This is a genomic window from Phormidesmis priestleyi ULC007 (assembly GCF_001895925.1).
Taxonomy (GTDB): Bacteria; Cyanobacteriota; Cyanobacteriia; order Leptolyngbyales; family Leptolyngbyaceae; genus Phormidesmis_A; species Phormidesmis_A priestleyi_A.
In genome coordinates this window covers 1-23,367 of the sequence record NZ_MPPI01000035.1, presented here as the reverse complement: position 1 = coordinate 23,367, position 23,367 = coordinate 1, and the positions used below count along the sequence as shown (strand labels likewise).

Annotated in this window: 21 protein-coding genes; 7 read left to right on the top strand and 14 right to left on the bottom strand. The window is 49.7% G+C overall.

Features of this window, described 5'->3' with window-relative positions:
- Positions 1 to 42: 42 nt before the first annotated feature.
- From BRW63_RS21065 to BRW63_RS21055, 3 genes are read right to left on the bottom strand one after another with little or no spacing between them, the layout of a single operon-like run.
- Positions 43 to 2,130: an OmpA family protein gene (locus BRW63_RS21065; protein WP_223257455.1), complete on the bottom strand. Its 2,088-nt coding sequence runs from the start codon at positions 2,128 to 2,130 to the stop codon at positions 43 to 45.
- A gap of 32 nt (positions 2,131 to 2,162) precedes the next feature.
- Positions 2,163 to 5,768 (bottom strand): hypothetical protein, encoded by a 3,606-nt coding sequence (locus BRW63_RS21060; RefSeq protein ID WP_073074375.1) that lies wholly within the window; start codon positions 5,766 to 5,768, stop codon positions 2,163 to 2,165.
- Complete coding sequence (locus tag BRW63_RS21055; protein ID WP_073074396.1) at positions 5,768 to 6,760, bottom strand: DUF7507 domain-containing protein; 993 nt, start codon at positions 6,758 to 6,760, stop codon at positions 5,768 to 5,770. The genes BRW63_RS21060 and BRW63_RS21055 overlap by 1 nt, the downstream gene beginning before the upstream one ends.
- 621 nt (positions 6,761 to 7,381) lie before the next feature.
- Here BRW63_RS21055 and pcrA point away from each other — a divergent pair.
- Entirely contained in the window at positions 7,382 to 9,721 is a 2,340-nt protein-coding gene (pcrA, locus tag BRW63_RS21050) for a DNA helicase PcrA (RefSeq protein WP_073074374.1), read from the top strand.
- A 240-nt stretch (positions 9,722 to 9,961) separates the two neighbouring features.
- Here pcrA and BRW63_RS21045 read toward each other — a convergent pair whose 3' ends face one another.
- The 5 genes from BRW63_RS21045 to BRW63_RS21025 all read right to left on the bottom strand — a co-directional run bounded on the left by BRW63_RS21045 (position 9,962) and on the right by BRW63_RS21025 (position 14,133).
- A complete protein-coding gene (locus BRW63_RS21045) occupies positions 9,962 to 10,786 on the bottom strand; it encodes an Npun_R2479 family HD domain-containing metalloprotein (RefSeq protein ID WP_073074373.1) in 825 nt (274 codons plus the stop codon).
- 82 nt (positions 10,787 to 10,868) lie between these two features.
- Positions 10,869 to 11,768 carry an aldo/keto reductase gene (locus BRW63_RS21040; RefSeq protein ID WP_083583132.1) on the bottom strand — a complete coding sequence of 300 codons (900 nt, stop codon included), beginning with the start codon at positions 11,766 to 11,768 and terminating at the stop codon, positions 10,869 to 10,871.
- A 67-nt stretch (positions 11,769 to 11,835) separates the two neighbouring features.
- Positions 11,836 to 12,315, bottom strand: a complete 480-nt coding sequence (locus BRW63_RS21035) for a hypothetical protein (RefSeq protein ID WP_073074372.1) — start codon at positions 12,313 to 12,315, stop codon at positions 11,836 to 11,838.
- 24 nt (positions 12,316 to 12,339) lie between these two features.
- Positions 12,340 to 12,765, bottom strand: a complete 426-nt coding sequence (locus tag BRW63_RS21030) for a hypothetical protein (protein WP_073074371.1) — start codon at positions 12,763 to 12,765, stop codon at positions 12,340 to 12,342.
- Between the two features lie 102 nt (positions 12,766 to 12,867).
- Positions 12,868 to 14,133: an FGGY-family carbohydrate kinase gene (locus tag BRW63_RS21025; protein ID WP_073074370.1), complete on the bottom strand. Its 1,266-nt coding sequence runs from the start codon at positions 14,131 to 14,133 to the stop codon at positions 12,868 to 12,870.
- Positions 14,134 to 14,306: 173 nt separating this feature from the next.
- On the opposite strand from BRW63_RS21025, the gene BRW63_RS27790 reads away from it, so the two are divergent.
- Positions 14,307 to 15,008, top strand: coding sequence for a hypothetical protein (locus BRW63_RS27790; protein ID WP_106254107.1), 702 nt, complete (start codon positions 14,307 to 14,309; stop codon positions 15,006 to 15,008).
- On the opposite strand, the gene BRW63_RS21010 is transcribed toward BRW63_RS27790, so the two are convergent.
- A complete protein-coding gene (locus BRW63_RS21010) occupies positions 14,980 to 15,540 on the bottom strand; it encodes a hypothetical protein (RefSeq protein ID WP_073074367.1) in 561 nt (186 codons plus the stop codon). The two genes, BRW63_RS27790 and BRW63_RS21010, sit on opposite strands and share 29 nt — an antisense overlap.
- 291 nt (positions 15,541 to 15,831) lie before the next feature.
- On the opposite strand from BRW63_RS21010, the gene BRW63_RS21005 reads away from it, so the two are divergent.
- Positions 15,832 to 16,041: a type II toxin-antitoxin system HicB family antitoxin gene (locus tag BRW63_RS21005; protein ID WP_073074366.1), complete on the top strand. Its 210-nt coding sequence runs from the start codon at positions 15,832 to 15,834 to the stop codon at positions 16,039 to 16,041.
- Complete coding sequence (locus BRW63_RS21000) at positions 16,034 to 16,261, top strand: type II toxin-antitoxin system HicA family toxin (protein WP_073074365.1); 228 nt, start codon at positions 16,034 to 16,036, stop codon at positions 16,259 to 16,261. Before BRW63_RS21005 ends, BRW63_RS21000 begins: the two co-directional genes overlap by 8 nt.
- Positions 16,262 to 16,331: 70 nt before the next feature.
- Here the strand turns inward: BRW63_RS21000 and BRW63_RS20995 are convergent, their stop codons facing one another.
- A complete protein-coding gene (locus BRW63_RS20995) occupies positions 16,332 to 16,865 on the bottom strand; it encodes a Ycf51 family protein (RefSeq protein WP_073074364.1) in 534 nt (177 codons plus the stop codon).
- 55 nt (positions 16,866 to 16,920) lie between these two features.
- Positions 16,921 to 17,391, bottom strand: coding sequence for a Fe-S cluster assembly sulfur transfer protein SufU (sufU, locus tag BRW63_RS20990; RefSeq protein ID WP_073074363.1), 471 nt, complete (start codon positions 17,389 to 17,391; stop codon positions 16,921 to 16,923).
- 165 nt (positions 17,392 to 17,556) lie between these two features.
- Between sufU and BRW63_RS20985 the strand changes: the two genes are divergently transcribed.
- From BRW63_RS20985 to BRW63_RS20975, 3 genes are all read left to right on the top strand, one after another.
- On the top strand, positions 17,557 to 18,720 hold the full coding sequence (locus BRW63_RS20985; protein ID WP_073074362.1) for a GuaB3 family IMP dehydrogenase-related protein: 1,164 nt from the start codon (positions 17,557 to 17,559) through the stop codon (positions 18,718 to 18,720).
- A 289-nt stretch (positions 18,721 to 19,009) separates the two neighbouring features.
- Positions 19,010 to 19,399, top strand: a complete 390-nt coding sequence (gene trxA / locus BRW63_RS20980; RefSeq protein WP_397428424.1) for a thioredoxin — start codon at positions 19,010 to 19,012, stop codon at positions 19,397 to 19,399.
- 255 nt (positions 19,400 to 19,654) lie between these two features.
- Positions 19,655 to 20,731, top strand: coding sequence for an LOG family protein (locus BRW63_RS20975; RefSeq protein ID WP_073074360.1), 1,077 nt, complete (start codon positions 19,655 to 19,657; stop codon positions 20,729 to 20,731).
- Between the two features lie 5 nt (positions 20,732 to 20,736).
- Here the strand turns inward: BRW63_RS20975 and BRW63_RS20970 are convergent, their stop codons facing one another.
- From BRW63_RS20970 to BRW63_RS20960, 3 genes are read right to left on the bottom strand one after another with little or no spacing between them, the layout of a single operon-like run.
- Positions 20,737 to 21,090, bottom strand: a complete 354-nt coding sequence (locus BRW63_RS20970) for a hypothetical protein (RefSeq protein ID WP_073074359.1) — start codon at positions 21,088 to 21,090, stop codon at positions 20,737 to 20,739.
- Positions 21,091 to 21,100: 10 nt separating this feature from the next.
- Positions 21,101 to 22,846 (bottom strand): vWA domain-containing protein, encoded by a 1,746-nt coding sequence (locus BRW63_RS20965; RefSeq protein ID WP_073074358.1) that lies wholly within the window; start codon positions 22,844 to 22,846, stop codon positions 21,101 to 21,103.
- Positions 22,847 to 22,897: 51 nt separating this feature from the next.
- Entirely contained in the window at positions 22,898 to 23,269 is a 372-nt protein-coding gene (locus BRW63_RS20960; protein ID WP_073074357.1) for a hypothetical protein, read from the bottom strand.
- Positions 23,270 to 23,367 lie beyond the last annotated feature (98 nt).

Sequence of the window (23,367 nt, the reverse complement as noted above, 5' to 3'; positions counted from 1 at the left end):
TAGAGAAACGACTCACTAACTTATGGGAAACAAACGATCGCACTACCTCACACCTCCTGCGGGTTCTAGTTGCAGGTCTTCTTCCTGAACAATCACTTCAATGTTTCTGGCATCTTTGTAGATCAGTTCGACGCGACGATCGCGCGCAAAGTCTAAGCGGGTGTCTCCATCAGAAATGCGCTGCCGTTCTCCAAACGATCGCACCGTCATCCGGGCGGGGTCAATGCCTTTGCGGATCAGGTAGTTTCGCGTCGAGATTGTTCGTCGCTTACCCAAATCGAGGTTATAAGCATCACTCGCACGGGGGTCAGTGTGTCCTTGAAGTTCCACAATAATGTTGGGGTTTTCTAAGAGGACTTGAGCAATGCGATCGAGTACTTTGGCACTCGTGGGACTGATGAAATCTTTATCGAGTGCAAAGTGAACGTTTTTAGGAACTTTAAGCACGATCGGGGTCGTCTGCGGCACCACCGGAACAGGTGGCACTTGAGCAACAGGCGGATTAGTACAGCGTGGAACTGCGTTCGGTGTCGGTGTTAAAACGGGGGTGGTCGTATCTGCCGTTCTGACTAGAGCGTTGCGCGCAGGCTCTGATGTGCCATACCGGGGATCAGTAGCGATCGCTGTCACCCGTTCTCCTGACTTAAGAGCATCTGCCGTGAGGGTGAACTGTCCTTGACTATCGGCCGAAGTCGATCCGAGTGGTTCACTTAACGGGCCGTAAGCAAAATCTCCTTCAGTGACGCGATAGATCTCAACCTGTGAGCCGGGGTCAGCTTTTCCGGTCAGTTGGGCTTGAGTGCCAGAAAGAATAAAGTCTCTAGAAGTAAATTCGGGGGCGTTGATCGCCTCGTTGCCAGTGTCTTTGCGACGATTGGGCGAGTTGCGCTTGGGGTTAATGTTGTCGCCGCGCTGATAGTCGTGAACACTAACATTATCCTGAGTGACTAAATCAATGCTGAGTCCTTCAAGTGCTGAAAACCGATTGTCTTGAATCACATTGCGACTGCTGCGCGGGAAGGAAGCCACAACTACGCCAGGGCCGGCTTGATGCGCGATCGTGTTGCCAGTCACCTGATGGTCATTGCCCATTAAGTAAACCGCCGCTCGACGATAGCGCCGACCGTTATAGGTGATTTGGTTATCGCGAATCTGAGCCGCGCCTTGAGGCTTAAACAGGTAAACTCCTGCGCCATCGTTGCCGCAAATCAGATTTCCGGTCACTTGCGCTTGAGCGATGTTGCCCTCAAGCCGAATGCCGTCGGGCATTCCAGCGATGCCGTTGCCGACGATCGCGTTTTCGGTGACGACTAAGTTATCCGATCTCACCGAAGTAATCACCGCGCTGCCATCATGATTCGCAATCCAGTTACGCCGAATCGTGGTGCCTGTGCTGTTAAACACCGACACGCCAAACGCCGAAGTTGTCGGCGGAACACTTTGATCAGGGCGAATTCCTAGCCAGTTGTTCTCAATCAGAACGTTTTTAGGAGGAACGTCACGATCGTAAAAAGGCGCGTTGCTGGCAGGCATGGCTTGCTGACTGACATCGGGAGGTGGCAAGCGATGCGCGATAAAGATGTCTGCCGGAGGCGTTCTTGCTGTGTCGTCATGGTCGTCAGTAAAGCCGTAAATGCTTAAACCGCGAATCGTGACGTTATCGGAAACTACTGTTAAACCACGAGGAACAAATGCGCCTTGAGTGGCAGTGAGTTCGACGATCGGAGCAGCCAGCGGCAGTTCTGCGATCGCGGGAGTGTCTGCCGCATATCCAGTTTGCGTCGTGCCGTCGATCACCAGCGGGACGGCTAAATCAGGCAACTGCCGCGCAACTCGAATCACCGTTTGTCCAGTTGGAAGCTGAAAGGCGATTTCTGAAGTCTCCCCCGTTGCCGCCGAGACTTGAGCTTTTTCAGCCTCACTGAGCCGATCGACCGATAGCGTTCCGTTGACTAGCTCGATCGCTTCTCGCAATGTCAGCCCGCCATCGGCTTGAACGCTATCTTGATCACTATTGACAACCACTCGTAGCCGAGCCGAGGCTGCTTCTTGCGCCAGTAGTGGAGCCATTGGCAACCACCCAAAAACCGTTAACAGCAGCAGTGAGATTAGCCTTTGTTCGCCCTTCACCCTGTTTCCTTTTTGCTTTCTTCGATTGCTCATCATTGTCCTTCTCCCACAACCACGTTTGCCGTCGGCGTTTGTTGCAGCGTTGCTGCGGGTGCGATCCCAGGAATTTGTGACTGCGTGGGCGGTAGTGTTGCCGTAGGTTTAATCTGTGACTCTTGCTGTTGCGGCGGCGCAACTTTTTGCAAGCCAAAGCCATTAAAGAGTTCGTTCACCTTGAAGGAGAGGGCTGCATAAAAGCCACCTTGCGATCGGCTGCCATCAAAGTCGCGATCGTTGTTGATGTCTCCAAAGCTATATCCGGCTGCCACTCTGAGATTGGGCGTTAGGTAATAGCCCACTTCGAGCAAAAATCCGACCTCGTTAAAGCCTGTGATTGATTGTCCGATCCACCGCACTTCGCCGCCCAAATCCCAGTTGTAGCCGAGTCGATAAGTGGCCCGTAGCTGGCTTAAGGAAATGAAGTTCGTGCCGACTAAATCTCGCGCTGAGTAAGATTGAGTGCTTCGCAGGGCATATTTGCCGAAGAATTCCCAGCGAAAGTTAGGGGCATAAATCGCTTCGATCGAGCCTAAATGCACCTTTGAGCCAGTGCCGCTGCCAAACAACAGCGTGGTCGGGTTCACTCCAGGATTTTGCCGATATTCATAGCGGAACAGCATATTGAACTTATCGCTATTGGGATCGCGGTAAGCCAAGCCGACTTTGACATTTGACGTGTCGCCCAACCCGGTAAGCAACTGATTAGAGGCGTTGGCTTGCTGGAAGCGGACTAATGCCGTCAAAGCAGGAGAAACCTTTCCAGCGGCTCCGGCTGACCAGACGGTATTGTTACCTAAGTCTGAGTTGCGGCGCTCAAACCGCGCACTCGCCTTAAAGTCTGGGTTATCGGTGTATTCGACCCCAACGCTGTAGCTATCGCCCGAAGTCACACCCAGCGAGGCAGAACTTTGCCCGACTGCGTAAGGTTGAGCAAACTGCTGACCTGCGCCAGTGTAGGCAAAGATGTCGCCAAAAATCCGCTCGTAGCCGAGGTTAATTCGCAAACCGGGCGACAGCACAATTCGGTGATTGAGTCCGATCGCGCCTTGCCCCGTTACGCCTCCATTCACCCCCGACAGCACGGCATAGCGCCCAGTGATCGAGGTGTCGTCGCTCAACCGCTGATCGACGAGTGTCTCTAAACTAGTGATCGAGTTGTTAGAAAACTGACCGCCAGAGAGAAACTGCTGCGCCAGTCGCATCGTTACACCCGGATAGACTTTCCAATCCAGCCCTAACGTGGTGCGATCGGGGTAAAGCGAATCGTCGCTGCCTAAACTAAGTTCGTTTTGAGCGCGAAAGGTGAGGCGATCGTTAAACGGCACCGATAACCGCGAAACCAGTTGGTTGCTGTCACCGTCGAGATTGTTGGTAACGCGATCTTCACGACTGCGGTTAACCCAATCTAAACTAGCGGTAACGATGCCAAATTTCTGCTCGACCCCCGCGCTGATCGTGGTCAGGCTGTTGTCAACGCGACCTGCCCGCAGCGGTTCCTGTCCGCAGGGTGACACACCGGGAGTCGTACAGAAAACGTTGGTGCTGAGGTCAAACGCATCAACCAAGCCGATCGTGTTGACCGAAGCAATCCCGAAATTAACTTCGCGATCGATCTGTGCCCGAAACTGAGTGTTTTCTCCCACTTTTGCTGCGACGTTTGCCCCAAAGCGGGTTTGCCCCGGCGTAAAGCTAAACGTGGCGTTGTTTGAGAAATTCTCGTCGGTCGATCGATAATAGGCTCGTGTTAACAAACCCGGAGCTAGGGTTGCTTTGGCTTCGACTCGATAGGCAGAACCCGAAACCTTATCTGAAAAAGGATTGGCGTTGTTCGATCGGGCATATTCCGCCACAATCTGTCCATCTTTGCCAAACGAGTACAGTGCATCGACTCCAAATAGCTCAAAGTCTTGGCTGCCCTTGTCTTCTCTCAGATAGCTCAACCCTGCCCAGCTTTCTCGCTTGGCTTCGCGAGAGAAGTTATATTGCAGTCGCCCCGCGTAGAGGTCAGTGCCACCTGTGCCGATGCCTTCATATTCATAAGTGACGACGATGCGCCGCACTAGCACCCGCCCAAACAAATCAAACTCAGTCGCTTGAATCGGACGGCGGAAGATGATCGAGCCGCGATCGTAGTCAATCTCATAATCCTTAATGCGATAAAGCGGCACTCGCTCAACAACGCTACCCGGACGGTTGATTTCTTCCGTCTCGATAAACACGTTTTCACTACCGCCGATCAGCAACCGCCGTGACAAGAAGTAATAACCACTCGTGCCGTTTGCGGCGATCGTATCTCGCTGAAAGCCGTCCAGATTATTGCCATAAGCTAAGGTGGCTTGCAGATCGCCGAAGTTATAGTTGGCTTTAAACCCGTGCAGTTGACGAGTCGTCGCCGTAAAATATTGCGATGCGGTGGCAAACTCCTCGGTGCGATAGTCGCCCCACATGGCGTAGTTTTGTCCGCCTCCGGGTGCTGTCTGCTCAAGTTTGAAGTAGACGCTATCGATCGAAGGCGTTAAATAATCAACGGTCGAGCTATCGCCATAAGTTGGATAGTTTTGGTCGCAGAACTGAAGATCGCGAAATAGTCGCGTCGTGCCGTCGCAGGTTTCGTTGAGCGGACGTTGATTGTTAAAAGCCCCTGTAAACAGCCAGTCGCCTACTTTGCCTGTGGCAAAAATAGCGGTGCTGACATCAAATCGAGTCCCGTCTACTCCAGGCGGCAGAAAATCTCGATATCGGCTATAGAAGTCGGTTCCGCCTGCCCCAATGCGAACATTAATTACCCCTGACACCAGAGACGGACGCAGATTTGTGATGAACTCAACGTCGGTGTAAGCTTCCAGATTTTCAGAATCAGACTGTCCTGGCAAGGTGGTCGGAAACGCGAAAGGAGGCTCTGTCAACTTCAGATCTTTTTTCGGCTCGTCGATCGCCGCCCGAACTCGCACTTTCTTCGGCTCTAGCGTAGACTGCAACTCGACCGAAAACCGCCCCTGTCGAGCCATGACTTGGAACCCAGCCCGATCGGTGTCGGCATCTGCGCCAATAAACTTACCCGCACTGCTGGTCAACGTCACCGTTGCATCCACGTTTACCGGAGCGCCGCTTTCATCCACAATCTGTCCAGAAAGGGTGACGGTTGAGCGACCATCGGCGGGAACGCGAGACGTGGATGCGGGAATCAGTTCGACGCGAACGATCGGCGCTTTTGTCGAAGTCGGATTAGCGACAGGTGCAACCGATCCGCCAGGTGGAGTTGGAGTCGAAGCAGGGGCTTGCGGACTTGCCGGAGGCGCGATCGGTGCGACATCTCGCGGACTCGGCGTTTGCTCTCGTGGGGTCGGCTCTGGAACCTGTGCGGTTTGAGAATTTTTGGCTGATGGCTTAACAGGAGTCAGATTGAGGGTCGCCGCGAGGTCTAAAGAATTGGGTAGCAGAGGCGCGGTTTCTGTGGAGTTGCCGATTGTGCTAACGGCTGCCAGCGCTTCAGACGCAGGAGGTAACTCAACGGCTCGACTGACTGAGGCAAGCGTAATCGCTCCAAAGGTAGAGGTAATTAAACTCAGCCCAAATTTAACTGATGAGAGGTAGTGCATCACTTGCGTCGTCCCTCCCCAAAGGTTGGTGTCACTGCAAAATTCATTCTGACCAGACCGCCCGGAGCGACTTTGACGAGCCGTGATTGGCTATTGTTTTCAATGCGATAACGGTTTGGCGCTAAGGTATACCCCGGTAAACTTGTCAGGTCGAGGGTGCCATTGCGGTAGCCTGCGATTACAAATTGCAGCGAGTATAAGCCGTTTGCATCAGTGGTGATGCGATTACCGTCATCCATAAAGATCACGGCATTGGGAACGCCCGGTTCTCCTTTTTGCTGTTCGCCGTCAAAGTTCTTATCGACAAACACCCGACCCAAGATGGTGCCGCAATCCGATAAAATTCCGTTGCGAATTCTCAATAAGTGGCTGGCAGTGTTGCTCGTTAACGGCCCTAGCGGGCTAGTTCCTTGGGCAACGGCGAGGTTGCGTCCCGTACCGCGAATCGCGTCAGGGGAGAGAACGGCGGCGTAGACCAGCGTCAAGGTTTGCTGAGGTGCTAGGGTTCCGGGGAAGTTGAAGGTGATCACCGATCGGTTCACCGTAGGTCGAGCCAGGGTGCTGCTGACATCGCTAGTGGTGCCACCCGTTGTCAGTGAAGCCTTTTGAGATTTTGAGATGAATTGAAGTCCGAGGGGTAACGTATCACGAACCGTAATATTCGAGGCTGTTGCGGAACCTGTATTGCGAATGACCAGTCGATAGATCACGGTGTCGCCGGGTTCGGCGGCAGCTCGATCGCCTGTTTTCACGAGTTCTAAACCGGGGCGACCTGCCACCGTTGCAGTCACAGAAGTTGGGTTAGAAGTGACACCCTGAACAGGAGTAGTGGGATCAGCCGCAGGGCGAAAGTTGCCAGTCGCTGTATTAACCACATCAGTCGCGGTCTGACTATTGGCAGGCAAAATCCGACCCTTTAAGCCTCCTGTAAACAGAAGCACTAGTAGAAGACGCAGGAGTCCACTCCCCAACGGCTTTGTCGGGAAATTCATCAAAAACACCACCACACTAATTTTTACCGTCTCAGTAGATGTACGCTGATCAGTTCATCAGTTCACAAGTGAAACTGAATTTCTGATGCATAAAATTATTTACAAGTCAATATTCTTTCTCGCCTCAATTAATAGGTTGAACAGATGATACGGTAACTTCAAGGAATTTTTTAACTGTTTATAATAAATTTATATTTGTTTTCGTAAAAACGAACAAATTTCCTATTAACTAAAGAGAATTCCTCCTATCCCTAGAGGTTCGTGTAATAAAAATTAGGGTTCTAAGCGCTACTAGAAGCCGATGTAAGAAATACTACTAAAGATTTGACTGACTCTGGTGAGCCAATTTCGGTTTGTGCAAATCGTCGTGGAGAAGCAAGATTTGTCACCCAAATTTGCGAATCTACCATAAAATTGGCTAGTTTCTCTGCTCATATTCAGCCTGCTTCATCCTCAACGTTAGACCTGTGCTGGTTACGATTTTTAAGTAGCTACTTAAAGCTGGAGTGGATTTTGAGACAGCTACTTGATGAGGCGAGATCTCATTCAGTCTTCAATCTTCCCCTCCAGATACGATAACCTGGTCATGGAGGCGCTTTTCTGTTCCACCCTCCACCCGCCATGACGCAAAGCACCGAATTTCTCAGCCACCTCAACTCTTCGCAACGGCAAGCCGTCGAGCATTTTTGTGGGCCGCTTTTAGTGATTGCGGGGGCAGGCTCTGGCAAAACCCGCGCCCTCACTTATCGGATTGCTAACCTGGTGCTGACTCATCGCGTCGATCCAGAAAGCATTTTAGCGGTGACGTTTACCAATAAAGCCGCCAAAGAAATGAAAGAGCGGATCGAGAAGCTATTTGCCGATCGTCAAGCCCACAGCGAATTTGGCAAACCTTTATTAGAGTTGACAAATCAGCAGCAAACGAGCATCCGATCGAAGGTCTACAAAACCATCATCAAAGATCTGTGGATTGGCACGTTTCATGCCCTTTGCTGTCGTATTTTGCGCTTTGATATCGAGAAGTTTCAGGACGAAAAGGGACGCAAATGGACGAAGAACTTCTCGATTTTTGATGAGTCAGATGCTCAGAGTTTAGTCAAAGACATCATCATTAATAAACTGAATTTAGACGACAAAAAATTTGAGCCGCGATCGGTTCGTTATGCCATCAGTAACGCTAAAAACAAAGGTTGGTCGCCACGAGATTTAGAACAAGAGCAACCTAACTTTAGAGGCAGAGTGATTGCAAATGTCTATAGTATGTATCAAGATAAATTAGCTGAAAATAATGCAGTAGACTTCGATGATTTAATCTGGCTACCTGTGCAGCTATTTCGTCAAAATGAACAGATTCGAGCCTATTGGCACAAACGCTTTCGCCACATCTTAGTAGACGAATATCAAGACACCAATCGCACTCAATATGATCTGCTGCGACTGCTCGTAACCAACGGTGAATCAGCCGAGTTGTTTAACGAATGGGACTATCGATCGGTCTTCGTCGTCGGGGATGCCGATCAGTCGATCTACTCGTTTCGGATGGCAGATTTCAAGATTTTGATGGGCTTCCAGCAAGACTTTGGCGATAGTCTGCCCGATGACGACACCCGCACAATGGTGAAGCTCGAAGAGAACTATCGATCGACCGAAAACATTCTGCAACTTGCCAATCATTTGATCGACAACAACACCGAACGGATTGATAAAATTCTCAAGCCGACTCGTGGAGAAGGCGCTCCTGTTTATTGTCACCGTGCTGACGACGAGGTTGCCGAAGCCGAATTTGTGGTGCAACAGATTCGCACGTTAGAGCATCTGAATGCTGAACTTAACTGGGGCAAATTTGCGATTCTCTATCGCACAAATGCTCAGTCTCGTGCCTTTGAAGAATCGCTCGTGCGTTGGGGTGTGCCTTATAAAGTCGTGGGCGGATTGCGATTCTACGATCGTAAAGAAATCAAAGATGTCTTGGGTTATCTGAGAGCGATCGCCAACCCATCCGATACTTTAAGCTTGCTGCGGGTGATTAACGCTCCCCGTCGCGGAGTCGGCAAGACAACGATCGATGCGCTGCAAAAAGCCTCGGTTGAGTTAGATATTCCGCTTTGGGAGATTCTAATTGATGAAACTTCGGTTAAAAGTTTGGCGGGGCGCAGTTCAAAAGGGGTGATTAGCTTCGCCCAAATGATTCAGAAGTGGCGATCGCAGATGGATGCGGTTTCTGCCTCTGAGCTAGTGCAAGGCATTTTAGAAGAGTCGGGCTATTTAACAGACCTGAAAGCTCAAGGCACTGACGAAGCCGAAGAACGGTTTCAAAACGTGCAGGAACTCTACAACGCCGTTCTGCAATTTGAAGAAGAAAACGAAGACACGAGCCTGATTGCGTTTCTTGCGGGGGCATCTCTCGCCTCAGATCTCGATGACAAAGACGAAGAAGCCACCAAAGTTTCTTTAATGACGCTACACGCTTCTAAAGGGCTGGAATTTCCGGTTGTGTTTTTGGTGGGGTTGGAGCAAGGATTGTTTCCGAGCTTTCGATCGCTGGATGACCCGGCGGCGATCGAAGAAGAACGTCGGCTTTGCTATGTCGGCATCACCCGCGCTCAAGAGCGATTGTTTATCTCCTATGCTCGCGAACGTCGCTTGTATGGCAACCGTGAGATGGCTCAACCGTCGGCATTCCTAAAAGAGATGCCAAAAGATTTGATGGAGTCAAACATTACGGCGACTGTTCAAAGAACTAAATCGGCGGTTGCTAAACCAGAACGATCGCAGCCTCAAACTAGCAGCGTTGAAGCCGATTGGAGTGTGGGCGAACTGGTTGTGGATAAACGATTTGGGGTGGGCGAAGTGACTCACGTCTTCGATTCGGGAAATAAAACCTGTTTAGCGGTCAAATTTCCTGATATCGGGCGACGAATTATTGACCCTAGATTGACTCCTTTGCAGCGGGTGGATTGATAGAATTAAGGCATTGTTGGATAGCGGAATAATTTAACGTCAGTTCGACATAAGTGGTTTGCTTCGGTTGTGAATTCGGGAAGCCCCCTAAATCCCCCACGGGTGGGGGACTTTGAGCTAAGATTCCAGTTTCAAAGTCCCCCAAAATGGGGGATTTAGGGGGCGATCCCCAAGGAATCCGAACTTGAAGCAATCTGTGTGTACACAGTAGGGCGGGAATCCGGGGGCTGATTTGCGATTTTATTCGTGTTCTACGACAAACACATTAGCGTAAAGGTTTGCGACGATTTGCTGCCCTTGTTGGGTTAGATTCAAATAGCGCAAAGCGTCTTGGATATAAGGGTGAACTCCATCCCAGAAAAACTTTGGGTAGTTTTTTCGCAAGTCGCCCGGATGGTTATAGCCCAGTGCTCTGTTGACTCCAGTCTCTTCAAACTCATAAAACAAGGCGTTGATTTTCTTCAAATAGCGCGGGTCACTCAGTTGACCAATCAGATCTGCTGCTCGCACTAATCCTGGATAGTGAATGGTGTCTCGGTGATCTTCAGCATTGGGAACCGGAAAGCGCGTCAGTTCGATGTTGCGCTTGATAATGTCGGCATCGATCAGCTTGTGTCCCCCAAATCGCTCCTCAATAAACAGTTTGCCCCGATCGACGTGATAAGGAGTCAAACCCGCATCACTAGCACCAGGCGGCAGGTCGGTCATCGTGTCGTTAACGCCTGTCGCATAGAGTCCGCCGCGATCGTCGCGACACACCCCTTTGACATAGCCAATATCATGACAGTTGAGCGAAATGATGCAGTGCAGCCAGTCTTCGCACGAAACCCCGCCATCGCGAATGTGTCTGCCGCGCAAAATCTCTTGCCCGACTAACGTCACCAAAATCGTGTGTTCGACATCGTGATAGAGGGCATCGCTATTGGCGATATTCTCTAATGCCATGCTGCCGGCCCAGCCCAAAATGTCAGCATAGCTAGTTTTTAGGTTGCCATAAGTGCGGTGATAGCCTTCTTGAAGCTGCCCGACAAAAGCATCGATAAAAATTTCGGTGGCGTTGAACATTTCAGTAGGGAGCGGTGCTTCTCAGCAGATTAGGGATTGAAGAGAGGTTAGCACGTCCACGAATTGTTTAGGGTGGGCTGCGTCACTGAGTTGCCCGATCGATCGCTTCTACGTCTTGATCCGTCAAAGTTACCTGAGCCGCCGTCACTGAGTCTGCAATGCTCTCAGGTTTGGTTGCCCCCGGAATCGGCACAACGCAGGGAGACTTTGCTAATAGCCATGCTAACACTAGGGCATAGACTGAGATTTGCTTTTCGTCAGCGAGATTGGCGATCGCTCCCACTTTACTCAATTCTTTGACCCGCCGACTGCCCCCTAATGGACTCCACGGCAAAAACGTTAAGCCTTCGGATTGGCAATATTCCAGCACCCCGTCTGATTCTGGTTGCCGATGCCAGGGGTTGTATTGATTTTGCACCGAAACGATTTCGACAACTTCGCGGGCGCGTTTAATTTGCTCAACCGAAAAGTTAGACACACCCACTAATCGAATCAGCCCTTCGGCAACCGCTTCTTTCGCCGGAGTCAACGAATCTTCGATCGAATAGTTGGGATCAGGAGAGTGATATTGCCAAAGCGCGATCGGTTCCTGTCCACCCAGCGCTGCATGGCTCTCACGAATAGTTTTTCGCAAATGCTGAGGGTTGCCGTTCTGAGTCCAGGCACCGTTGGGGCGCATCAATCCGCCTTTGGTTGCGACCAAAACTCGACTGGTGTCGCCTGAATATTGCTGAATAGCTTTGTGAATCAACCGCTCGTTGTGATGTTTGTCTGACTCGTCTTGGCAATAAGCATCTGAGGTGTCGATCAAGTTAACGCCTAGATCAAGCGCTTTGTGAATGGTGGCGATCGCTTGCGATTCTGCGGGTCTGCCGCTCAGTGACAAAGGCATCCCGCCGAGAGCGATCGGAGAGAGCCTAATTGAGGTCTGCCCCAGAGGTCTCATCGCGGGTTGTTGACTGACTCTATCTTGAGTTTCCATGAAGTTGCCTCTCTAACGCCTGACGTTCATTTCATCGGAGCATTGCGATCGGCGCTTCACGCTAAGGTTAGATTTCATCACCCGTGCTATTTCTCGACTTTGGTTTGTTGAGTTCTTTGCACTTGGCTTCGGCAGCTTGATGCGCTTCTATATAGTCCTTTCCGCCCAACATCACGTCACCATAATATTCGTAAGGAGCCTTGCCATAGATCGGCAGCGAGTCGTCTTCGGGATAGTCTTCTTGAGCGTCTTCGATCGCCCTTTTAAGCTGCTTTAGGGTGAGTCGTTGAGCCGGAAAATAAAAAAGCTGATCGGCGCGGCGATTCAGATGGGGAAAGTTTGGATCGATCAGGTGATCGCTCACCTCTAACCAACCATGCTCGATCGGCTTAAACGGAGACCCCTCATAAACCAAAAACCCCTGCACATAAATCGCGTCTTCGGTGACGAGTGCTGCTCTGTGAGCATTGTCAAAACTGGCTTTTCCTTTGCTTTTAATCTGTTTGGCAACCGCTTGAGATTGCTCAACATCCAATGGCTTATCCATCCACCACAACCACTAACCACTCTTTCAAGAGTAGTTTACTAGGCGCGATTGTTGATTGAGAAAAACGACGAATTCTTGAATCGTTGCCAGGTGAGACACGTTAAAGCGGCTGCTGATATCGACCCCAAAGCGATCGTAAAAATCATCGCAGAGCGTTGACTCCCAGTCAAACCAGCACACGAGCGGCAAACTGAGATCTTCAGTCAGGCGATCGCTCGGCAACACATAAGCAAACTTTAAGCCAGAATAAGATTCCATTTGCTGATAGACAAATTCTGCAATCTCGCTAGACACCTCTAAAGGTTGCCAAAAGGTTTGATGCCACCGTTCTAAGCGGTGATAGGGGCGATCGCGCAGAGCCAGATTGACCCGACATCTAAGTCGCAGATCAGGACTTAGATCCCCATAAGTTTTCAAACTTTGAATAGAATTAGTTAGCCTTTGCCACATGCTAAAAACACGATTAAAAATAAGGGGTCTCCTCGCCCGCTTTCAGTATTCCCACTGTGAACTTGAACTCTCTATGAGCAGAAAAACTCTTGAAACGAACGATCAAGCGGTCAATTTTGGGATCAAATTGCTTGATGGCATTGCCAACTGAGCGGTTCCATAAGCTGCCTCGGTTTGCCTCGATCGACGAACCGGAACCTTAAGATGACGTTCTCTAATCACGCTCCAAGGTTGATTAACGGCTCCTCCGCCTGCGGTGTAAACTCGCTTTAACTCGTTTGCGCCAGAGGATTGTAACAAGCGATAGCCCTCCGCTTCAATCCGTGCAATGCTCTCTAATAACCCATGTAAAAACGCACCTCGATCGTCAGGGCGTGGCTCTAACCAAGGCAGCAAATGAGGATCATTCACGGGAAAGCGATCGCCCGGTCTAAGCAGTGGGTAATAATTGAGCGGACTCTCTTGATGCACCGGGATCTGTTGACTGAGATCTGCTAATTCCGCGTCGCTAAAAAAATGCCGCAGCACAGCTCCGCCAGTGTTAGAAGCGCCACCGACGAGCCACAAGTCTCCTAATCGATGACTATAAATGCCGTAGCGACTATCTTCGACGCGAGTTTGGCTGACTAACTTCAGCACCAGCGTAGACCCTAAAGAAGTCACCGCTTCACCGGGAGTTTTAACGCCACTGGCAAGGAATGCGGCAATGCTGTCTGTAGTGCCTGCACAAACGATACAGTTGCGCGGCAATCCCACTTGATCGGCGATCGTGGAATCAATCTCTGCGATCGGTGTTCCTGGCGCAACAACGCGAGGCAGCAGATCTCGAAATGGCAGCGCCTCAATCCAATCGGGATAGCAAAGCCGCTCAACGTCATAGCCTAACTTCAAACTGTTGTGATAGTCGCTGATGCCTAATTGCCCATGTAGCAAAAATGCCAGCCAGTCGGCTTGATGCAAAAAGTAACGAACCGATGAAAAATCGGGCTGTTGACTCGACCAAATCAGCTTGGCAAAGCTAGAAGTCGCGCTTAAAACAGTGTGGTTTGGGGGAACGATCGCCCTGACTTGATCCAACACCACGATCGCACGAGCATCGTTATAGAGAATGGGTTCTGCAACGGGTTGCCCATCTGAATTGCAAAGCAGCACTGTGGATGAGGTGCCGTCAATGGCGATCGCGCAAATCTGCGATCGTAAAGGTTGAGGAATCTGTTCGATTAGACTCATCAAAGCGGTTTGCCACTCTGCCACAGATGAACAATTTGTGAACGGATAATTGGCTTGAAAGTGGATAGTTCCGCTGCGATCGAGAACTAGCGATCGTGCCCCTGATGTCCCAAAATCTAAACCTAAGTAAAGACTCATAAGCAGTTGTGCCGCTTGCCCTTCGAGTTTTGCCAGTAGTTCACAAGATCATCTGTTCCTGTTTGCGATAAGTTCAGATTGTCTCAGCCGAGTACTTTTACTGTTTAATAGTCACGCAAATATAGAAATGTTAGTATTATCCCCAGAGAAATCTTTAAGCTTGGAGCCAATTAATGTCTCAGGGACTACCAAATCCAACAGGTTCGGAAGAGCCTCAGCGAACACCTGCTCCGGTAACTGATCCGCCATCCCAATCAGCATCAAATAATGCTGAAGCTGTTCTAAAAGGAGCAACAGGGTTTGCAGCAATTCTTCATGAGGATGAGCGATTAATTGGCGGAATTCTCATTTCTATCCCGGTTGTACTCACTGCCCTTATTCCCTTCATACCAGAGAAGCAGAGATTCACTTTAGCGTGTTTGACACTCGGCTCGGTTCTGGTTATGGGGTTACTTATCTTTCTCTTAATTAAATATAGACAAAGACAAGGTAGACAGAATGTTGTGGAGAATGAGGAACTGCGTAACACAAATACTGACTTGCAAAGCTCTAAGAGTGAGCTTGAGAAGCAGTTAAGAATGCGTAGGGACGAATTGCGTGATTCAACCAAAGAGCAAAGAGCTTTCTTATTTAGGTTAAAAAGTCAAGCGAACCAAATCGCGGAACAAGTTGAGGTACTACTTCAGAGTGATAAAATCACTAATAATGAAGTTAGAGAGACCAATCGGCAAATGATCTCTCTAACTCAACAGATTCAAGATGCATTAGATACTCTTCAAAGAGTACAAGGATCGCTTTCAGATGCAGAAGATTTAGATGCAATTGATCCATCTTTCGAGCGTGAACTCATGGAACGCTTTGAGCGGAAACAGTAACCTTAAGAGCGATAGCCATTTTCTTCGCTAGATACTCATAATATACTTTTGCCCCGTCTGGCAAATTGTACTTATTCCTAAAGTGCTGCCACTCTTGATCTTGGCACAAAAAACTGAACATTTTGAAATAATATTCTAAGGAACCTTTAGCAAGAGCATCAGGGGTATTGTGAGGAAATTCAACTCCCCATGTGTCAAGTAAACATCTATCTCCGTCGTCTAAAGCTGCTGAAGATCGGGAAAGGGAAAATAGAATCACATCTCCAGCAGCTAAAGAATGGACAAGCAGTTTGCGATACTCAGCCAAATCCTTCTGAGTATCGCCAGTGCGAAAAGGCTTATGAGCTGTGTAGAATTTATGCACTAGACGACGATATTCCTTCTGTGTATCTTCGATACCATTAGACAACGCCGAGCGTATTTCTTCTAGCTCAGTCTCACAGTCTTCCTTACTATATTGAGATGGGTCAAGGCTTCTCACGGCATCTCCAATGAATTTCTTTAGGCTATCAAGTATCTCTTTTAAGGTCATTGCAAAATTCTCACTCAGTATCTTCTTTTACAAAGACAGCCGAGTTAATCAGGATAATTAACCTGTGCAAAAAGTCAGCTTTTGTAGATGCCTAGAGGGCTTTACTGTGTATTACTTCGTTTATAGTACATAAGAACTGTAAAAAAGTAAACTTTAACGGTTTGGTTACAATACTTTGGCTCCAGCAGAAATTACCTAACTGAAGCGCTTCGGACTGAAAATCTCAGTTCTGCCCCTTCAGCAAGCAAGAGGGTTATTATTTTGACTAGCAAGTAATGTTTAGGTTGACTTATGAAAGTTCACACTTTTACAGCGATCGTCTATAAAGAAGACGATATGTATGTTGCTGAATGTCCAGAAGTTGGGACGGTTGACCAGGGGGAGACAATTGAGCAAGCACTTGCAGGTTTGAAAGAAGCAACACGGCTCTATCTAGAAGAATTTCCTCTGCCTGAAACATCTCCCAGATTTGTAACTAGTATTGAAGTCAGCTATGCCTAGAATGCCGCGCATCTCAAGCAGAGAAGCAATCCGGGCACTTGAGCATTTAGGGTTCGAGCCAGTTCGTCAAACGGGCAGCCATGTTGTGATGAAGAAGGAAACCGAAGCAGGCGAAATTGGTTGCGTTGTCCCTGTGCATCGAGAATTGAAGGTTGGTACGTTGGGCGGCATTCTCAAGCAAGCACAAGTCTCAGTCGAGGAGTTCATTGAGCGTCTGTGAGGTTCAATGGTACTACGCTTAATTCTGCCCACTGGCTAATACACGCTGATCAAATCTCACCTCGACTACCTCAGCCTTGACCCTCTTTAGCCGTTGATCGAGCCAGCTTCGCAAGATTATCGCGATAAAGTTGAACCGTCTCATTGGCATCTTCGCGAACGGCAAGCGATCGCTGAATTTCACCGAGATAGAGCGGCTCAGAAACACCGGGTTCTGGATGCACATTAGTTCGCAGTCGAATCGTGAGGCGAGGTTCTCCCTGAGTCATGCGACCTGGAGAATAAAGATCGATCGCCGCCTGACGCAGTGTTGCTTCGACTTGCGGTTCGGTCACAGTTGGCGGCACCACAATCACGACTTGAGAAGAAGCCGTATCGAAAATTCTGGAGTAGTGGAGTGCGCCAGGGATGTTGGGGCGGGTGTAGATTGACAAACTTAGGGCAAAAATGCCTGCCGTCAAAACTGCCATAAATCCAGTAATGCCGACTAAACGAAAGCGAATTCCCCACTTTAAGACAAACCCCAGCACCGCTAGAATTGCCACCACGATCGTCAGAATTCCTGACCATTGGGCATCGGTTAAAAGTTGTGCAGGTTCAAACATGGAGGCAAAATTTTTGAATGAGGTGAATAGACGCGATGCAATGCCTGAGTCTCGGCTACTCGTTGCTGACAAACCCAGCGGGCTGTGGCTCGTTTGCAGATTCGAGAGCGGCTTTTAGCGTGTGCCAAGTCAGCGTCGCACATTTAATGCGAACTGGGAACTGAGACACCCCTTTCATAACATTCAGCTTGCGCTGCTCAGTCGGAAACTCGTCATTGCCTTGCATCATGCTCTGAAAGCGCTGCACCATCTCTAAAGCTTCGTCCGTGCTTTTGCCACGCAATGCTTCTGCCATTAAGTCAGCCGATGCCATCGCGATCGCGCATCCTTCACCCTCAAATTTGACATCCTCAATGTGGTCGCCCGCTTCATTGAGTCTGACGGTGAGTTCGATCGTGTCTCCGCACGAAGGATTGTGTCCTCGTTGTAGCCGATGCACGGGGTTGGTCACGCCTCGGTGTTTTGGCTTTTTATAGCGTTCTAGAATGACCTGTTGATAAAGGTCACGCAGATTTGCCAGCGTCATAGTTTAGATTGGTTACGGCTATCTTCATCCTATCAGGGTCTCAAGCGATCGAGCAGTCGAGATCACCGTCTACGATCTCCCTTGCATCGTTGGTTTCAGAATCTCTTCAACCCATTCCCGATGCAAATTTGATACCCTATTTCAATAAGTCTTGGGGGATGAAGCGTGGATATTCAAATTGGCAGAGGCAAAACTGCCCGTCGAGCATATGGAATTGACGAGATTGCGCTGGCTCCCGGACAACGCACCCTCGATCCAAAGTTGGCAGATACGCGCTGGACGATCGGCGGCATTGAGCGCGAAATTCCCATCATTGCCAGTGCGATGGATGGGGTGGTGGATGTGAAGATGGCGGTTTTGTTATCGGAATTAGGGGCAATCGGTGTTCTCAACTTAGAAGGTGTGCAAACTCGCTACGAAAACCCTGACCCCATTTTGGATGAGATCGCCGCTGTGGGTAAAGATGAGTTTGTGACGCTGATGCAGCGACTCTATTTAGAGCCGATCAAACCGGAATTGATTGAGAAGCGAGTCAAAGAAATCAAGCAACAGGGCGGCATTGCGGCAGTTAGCGCGACTCCCGCAGGAGCTATTCAGTTTGGTCAAGTTGTAGCTAAAGCCGGAGCCGATCTATTTTTTGTGCAAGCTACTGTCGTCTCAACGGCTCACCTCGCACCCGAATCGATCGCGCCGCTAGACTTAGCTCAGTTTTGTCAAGAAATGCCGATTCCAGTAATTTTGGGTAACTGTGTCACTTATGAAGTCACCTTAAATTTGATGAAAGCGGGTGCGGCTGGCGTGCTGGTAGGCATTGGCCCTGGTGCAGCATGTACGTCTCGCGGGGTTTTAGGGGTCGGAGTGCCGCAGGCAACCGCGATCGCCGACTGTGCTGCCGCTCGTGATGATTATTATCGCGAAACTGGAAATTATGTGCCAATTATCGCCGATGGTGGCTTGATCACGGGTGGAGACATCTGCAAGTGCATCGCCTGTGGAGCGGATGGCGTGATGATTGGCTCTCCCTTTGCCAGAGCGCAAGAAGCTCCCGGACGCGGCTTCCACTGGGGCATGGCAACGCCTAGCCCTGTGTTGCCTAGAGGCACTCGCATTCGAGTCGGCACCACTGGCACCCTGCAACAAATTCTGCGCGGCCCAGCTCAACTCGATGATGGCACCCACAACTTTTTAGGATCTCTGCAAACCAGCATGGGCACCTTGGGCGCAAAAGACATCAAAGAGATGCAGCAGGTCGAAGTCGTGATTGCGCCATCGTTGCTGACTGAAGGCAAAGTTTACCAAAAAGCCCAACAGTTAGGCATGGGCAAATAGAGCCTGAGTGACCGATCGTCTGAACAAATTCTTAAGAGTTTTTTCAGTCTCACACACACCCTGGTAATTCCAAATCCGTCGTCTACAATAGAAAAAGCGGAGACGCAAGTTTCCGTTCACTCCTCACACCACACTCCGCCTGAACTTCGGTTTAGGCGGTTCCTTTTTAAGAGAGCAGGTTTCAGGCTTTAGCCGATCCCCGCTCAGAACTTAACAACAAATTCGCATTGTCGAAAACGCTCACGCCTCAAGAGAAGTGCCAATTGTATCTAATTATGTCTGCACTGCGATGAGAGCCTGTCGTTTTTGCTATGGTAGAATTTCCTCAAACGAGTATAGGCAAGGATTTTCAGGCATGTCAGCAGCCGCACAAGTTACAGATTCTACGTTTGATCAAGAAGTACTTGAGAGCGAAGTTCCGGTTTTAGTCGATTTTTGGGCACCCTGGTGTGGCCCTTGCCGCATGGTGGCACCCGTCGTCGATGAAATCGCAGCTCAGTTTGAGGGCAAAGTCAAGGTGGTTAAAGTCAACACCGACGACAACCCCAGTATTGCTAGCAAGTATGGGATTCGCAGCATTCCAACGCTAATGATCTTTAAGGGAGGACAACGCGTCGATATGGTGGTGGGTGCCGTGCCCAAAACCACTCTCTCTAACACCCTCGAAAAGCATCTCTAGGCTTCGTTCTTTTCGTTACGCCCTTCGGAATTTCGTCAAGCGAACTGCCACACCAACCGTTTATGAGTTCCTGATGGCTTCCTCTTTGAGTTGGGCACACTCGAAAGAGAGGAGTAAACGGTTTTGGTGATGCACTAGCAGTATGCTGATAACGCCTCGGCTCTGATGAGGGAGGCGTTTTTTACTGTCTGTATGAATTCTCTTTGGCTAAGATCTCGCTAGAATAGATAGCCCAGCCCAGTTTAGAGGAGTGTTATGACCCCCGATCGCACCGTTCAGGCAATAGATTCGCTTCAGATCACGGTCAATGACTTGTTGCAGCAGTTGCCTAACTTGCGCCACGGGGAATTAATTGCTCAGTCGCTGGCGCTGATTGTGCGAATGGCGGGAGACGACATTGATCGGCTAGATTGGAAAATTCTCAATGCATCTTTGCAAGACATGGGGCGGGCATTTAGCACGTTTTATCCTTACCGTCACGTTCGCAAAATTGCCATTTTTGGCTCTGCTCGAATTTCACCCAACACCGAAGAATATCAGATGGCGCGGGAGTTTGCGCGCTGCGTCACGGCTCAGGGCTACATGGTAATCACTGGGGCAGGTGGCGGCATCATGCAGGCTGGAAATGAGGGAGCCGGGGCAGATCAATCCTTTGGGCTAAATATTCAGCTTCCATTCGAGCAGGGCGCGAATTCGTTTATCGAGGGCGACCCTAAACTGGTGCCGTTTAAGTATTTTTTCACGCGCAAAGTTTTCTTTCTGAGAGAAAGTGATGCCTTAGCGCTGTTTCCGGGTGGGTTTGGCACGCAAGATGAAGCGTTTGAATGCTTGACGCTGACGCAGACGGGCAAGTCGGCTCCGGTGCCGCTCGTGTTGATTGACAAGCCAGGCGGCAGCTATTGGCACGACTGGGCAGATTATGTTGACAAGCAGTTGCTGAAGCGAGGACTGATCAGTCCCGACGATCCAAGTTTGTATACGATCACAGAAAATATCGATGTCGCGTGTGATGCGATTTCTAGCTTTTATCGGGTCTATCACTCTAGCCGCTATGTAGGTGAGCAGTTGGTGATTCGGCTTAAGTCTGACTTGACGGATGAAAGTGTGGCGCTGCTGAACGATAACTTTGCCGATATTTTGGTGAAAGGGACGATCGAGCGCAGTAAAGCACTGCCTCAAGAAGCTCAAGACGAAACCTCTAAGTTGCCACGGCTGCTGCTGTATTTTAATCAGAAAGATTTGGGTCGGCTCTATCGCTTTATCGCGACCATTAACCAGTTAGGAGCGCCAACTCTCCCGCAAGAAGTTTCGGCGCACCCAGAGCGAAAATAGCGGGATCAGGAGCGGCAATTTAACAATTGAGCATTTGGATAGATTCGCTGTAATTCAGACAAACGGACTGGATTTGAGCGTCCGTAAGTGGTCAAGTTACGAACCACAGATGGCGTAGGGGCAGGCGACAAGTTCTCCTGACTCAAGTCATTAAACAGAATCACCGTTTGCAGGCGTGAGGTTTGGTAGTGTCGCTCATAGGCTTGGGCGACTTGTTGCCATTGAGTCGGCGCACAATAGCTACGATCGATTAACACCACTGAGCCGGGAGAACTGTAGGCGATCGCCCACCCGGCAACGAGAAAGAGCATCCAGCCAGCGCCTAAAATTTGCAGCAAATAGCGGTTGAGGGCAGCCATAAAAGAACTGTTATAGGTTGGTTTGAAAGAGTTCTGTGAACAGCGTTTGCAGCTTTTGAGGATCGCTTGATTTGACCGTTGCTTCTCGCAGTTGCGCGATCGCTTGCAGCTCAGTTTGATTCACTTCACCGTAGGCAATCGGATAGAAACGCACTTCGCTATGGGCTAAGACCTCTTTCACTTGGTCAAACTTAAGTCCCTGATTGGTTTCGCCATCGGAGAGCAACATCAGATAAAATCGACCGTTAGGATCGGCTTTTTTGCGTTCTAGTAAATCAGATAAACCAGAAATTATGCCGTCATACATTGCGGTGCCCCCATCGGCTCTGAGTTGGTCTGCTGCTGCTAATAGACGCTGATGTTGCAGCGAGTCAAACGGGGCAAGCGGCACGATCGCAGTGGGACGATCGCTAAATGCCGTCAGTCCTACATAGTTGCCAGGGTTAATCGATTGAGCCGCAATTCGTAAACTGCTTTTCACAGCTTGCATACGGGCACCCTCCATTGAGCCACTGGTGTCGATTACCAGGGATAGATAAACAGTCCGTCCGCCATCTTTGCGCTGTTTCCAAAAAGACTGAGCTGCTTTGAGGACTTCACCAGAGGGAAGAGGTGGGGCGGTGTTCTTTAAAGAATTGGTGGGATCAAAGCCTTGCGCGATCGCCAGTTTTTGCATCTCAGCGGACTCCGCAAAGTCTGCAAATTGCTTTAAGGCTTCTTTCTGAATGGGGCTATTCCAGGCAAAGCCGATTAACGGACTGTCGTGAGGCACCCCAAACGGCACAAAGGCGACATCCTCAAATCCAGGTAGTTTTTTGAGCGTTTGATAACTCTGATATTCGAGCGGAAAGGCTTGCAGCTTTTGACGATCGCGGATGAAGATCTCTTTCAGATCCAGCGTGGTAGTGGTCGTCACTAAAACCTGTTTCTGAAAGGCATCAAACACCGAGTTGACTTGCGGAGACTGCAATTCGGCGACGGTGAGCGGCTTGCGGTCTTGGTGATGTCCAGCGCTGCGCCAAAAGAGGCTATAGAGCAAATTGAGCGATGCCGAACTGGTGTAAGGATTGGGATAGCCGACCGTGAGCTTGCCCGATACGATCGCATCTAAAAGTCGCTCAAAGGTGACTTCTCCGCCTTTGGCAAGAGTTTGATAAGCGGTTGACTCGACGACAAACCCGGCTGAGTTGGGCACTAAACGAGGCGTGACGATCGTGCTTGACAACCCTTGCTGTTGTAGAAGCTGTAGCCACAGATGATTAGAGGGTGAAAATCCGGTTGGGCGAACGGCTTGAGCGGCTAACAGTTGAGCTGCCGTGCCCGAAGGAACGTTGCGAATGCCGACTTGGATCGTCTGCCCAGAAGGAGTAGCCACTCGCTTGGCGTTAAAGGTTTCTGCAACGCTGACGAGCCAGCGTTCATCTTGTTTTTGTCCGTTTGATTTCTCAGCCGATCCTAAAATCTCGATATAGGTAATTTTAGAATCAGTTGAAGGCTGGGCACCGTAAACGGGAAAATCTTCGAGCTTGGGTAAGGGTTCTGCAACTTTTTGGACGGTATAGCGTTGGGCAACAGCATCTGAGATCAGTGATTTTTCGACGTTGATTTTGGGCAGAAGATCGGCGTGTAAAACACGATCGGCGCTTTCAACCGAGGTAACTGATGGGATGCCGCCACACGCCCAAAGTGACGACAAGCAGATTCCACAGATAAACCACCAGCCGAACCACGTCCGCAGGTTTTTGAAACGTTTCATGAGCGTTCCTTTTGAATATAGTTTTTACTGATGATGCCAAATCGGAGATTTTCAGCCAGGGTTTTGCGATCGCAACACTGTCCGATTTGTCTCGATCACTAATCGCAAACTCAACGGCAAATTGTCTTCTAAAAGAGTGCGATCGCAGCCAGATAGCAAAATCTGATCCTGCAATTGTTGGAGTTCGTTATGAGTTTGCTCTAAGCGATCGCAGGTTGCTTGCAACTGCTGTCTCGCCAAGGGACGATAGGCAGCAGACTGCACTTGATTAACGGTTTGCAGCGCGTCTACAACTTGCTGAGTTAATGCGAGAACGGTGTGTAATGCGTCGAGCAAATCTGGAATTAACGTCGATTCTCGACTTGCAATTTGAGTGGCAAATCGTTGAGTTGCCTCCGCCCAGTTATAAGTAGCTAGGCGCAATTAAATATAAAACGCTCCAGTGAGTACTCACCCGATTGACTCCGGGATTCCATCCCCCGCATCACCACCTTGGCTAAGTCATACTGATTATCGAACAT

What these genes read in the sequence shown, in the direction of transcription:
- BRW63_RS21045 (WP_073074373.1), bottom strand. Translation starts at nt 10,786, where the DNA reads ATGTTCAACGCCACCGAAATTTTTATCGATGCTTTTGTCGGGCAGCTT.
- BRW63_RS21055 (WP_073074396.1), bottom strand. Translation starts at nt 6,760, where the DNA reads ATGAATTTCCCGACAAAGCCGTTGGGGAGTGGACTCCTGCGTCTTCTA.
- BRW63_RS27790 (WP_106254107.1), top strand. Translation starts at nt 14,307, where the DNA reads ATGTCTCAGGGACTACCAAATCCAACAGGTTCGGAAGAGCCTCAGCGA.
- sufU (WP_073074363.1), bottom strand. Translation starts at nt 17,391, where the DNA reads ATGACGCTGGCAAATCTGCGTGACCTTTATCAACAGGTCATTCTAGAA.
- BRW63_RS20965 (WP_073074358.1), bottom strand. Translation starts at nt 22,846, where the DNA reads ATGAAACGTTTCAAAAACCTGCGGACGTGGTTCGGCTGGTGGTTTATC.
- pcrA (WP_073074374.1), top strand. Translation starts at nt 7,382, where the DNA reads ATGACGCAAAGCACCGAATTTCTCAGCCACCTCAACTCTTCGCAACGG.
- trxA (WP_397428424.1), top strand. Translation starts at nt 19,010, where the DNA reads ATGAGAGCCTGTCGTTTTTGCTATGGTAGAATTTCCTCAAACGAGTAT.
- BRW63_RS21000 (WP_073074365.1), top strand. Translation starts at nt 16,034, where the DNA reads ATGCCTAGAATGCCGCGCATCTCAAGCAGAGAAGCAATCCGGGCACTT.
- BRW63_RS21005 (WP_073074366.1), top strand. Translation starts at nt 15,832, where the DNA reads ATGAAAGTTCACACTTTTACAGCGATCGTCTATAAAGAAGACGATATG.
- BRW63_RS21025 (WP_073074370.1), bottom strand. Translation starts at nt 14,133, where the DNA reads ATGAGTCTTTACTTAGGTTTAGATTTTGGGACATCAGGGGCACGATCG.
- BRW63_RS20975 (WP_073074360.1), top strand. Translation starts at nt 19,655, where the DNA reads ATGACCCCCGATCGCACCGTTCAGGCAATAGATTCGCTTCAGATCACG.
- BRW63_RS21010 (WP_073074367.1), bottom strand. Translation starts at nt 15,540, where the DNA reads ATGACCTTAAAAGAGATACTTGATAGCCTAAAGAAATTCATTGGAGAT.
- BRW63_RS21035 (WP_073074372.1), bottom strand. Translation starts at nt 12,315, where the DNA reads ATGGATAAGCCATTGGATGTTGAGCAATCTCAAGCGGTTGCCAAACAG.
- BRW63_RS20995 (WP_073074364.1), bottom strand. Translation starts at nt 16,865, where the DNA reads ATGTTTGAACCTGCACAACTTTTAACCGATGCCCAATGGTCAGGAATT.
- BRW63_RS21030 (WP_073074371.1), bottom strand. Translation starts at nt 12,765, where the DNA reads ATGTGGCAAAGGCTAACTAATTCTATTCAAAGTTTGAAAACTTATGGG.
- BRW63_RS21040 (WP_083583132.1), bottom strand. Translation starts at nt 11,768, where the DNA reads ATGGAAACTCAAGATAGAGTCAGTCAACAACCCGCGATGAGACCTCTG.
- BRW63_RS20970 (WP_073074359.1), bottom strand. Translation starts at nt 21,090, where the DNA reads ATGGCTGCCCTCAACCGCTATTTGCTGCAAATTTTAGGCGCTGGCTGG.
- BRW63_RS21060 (WP_073074375.1), bottom strand. Translation starts at nt 5,768, where the DNA reads ATGCACTACCTCTCATCAGTTAAATTTGGGCTGAGTTTAATTACCTCT.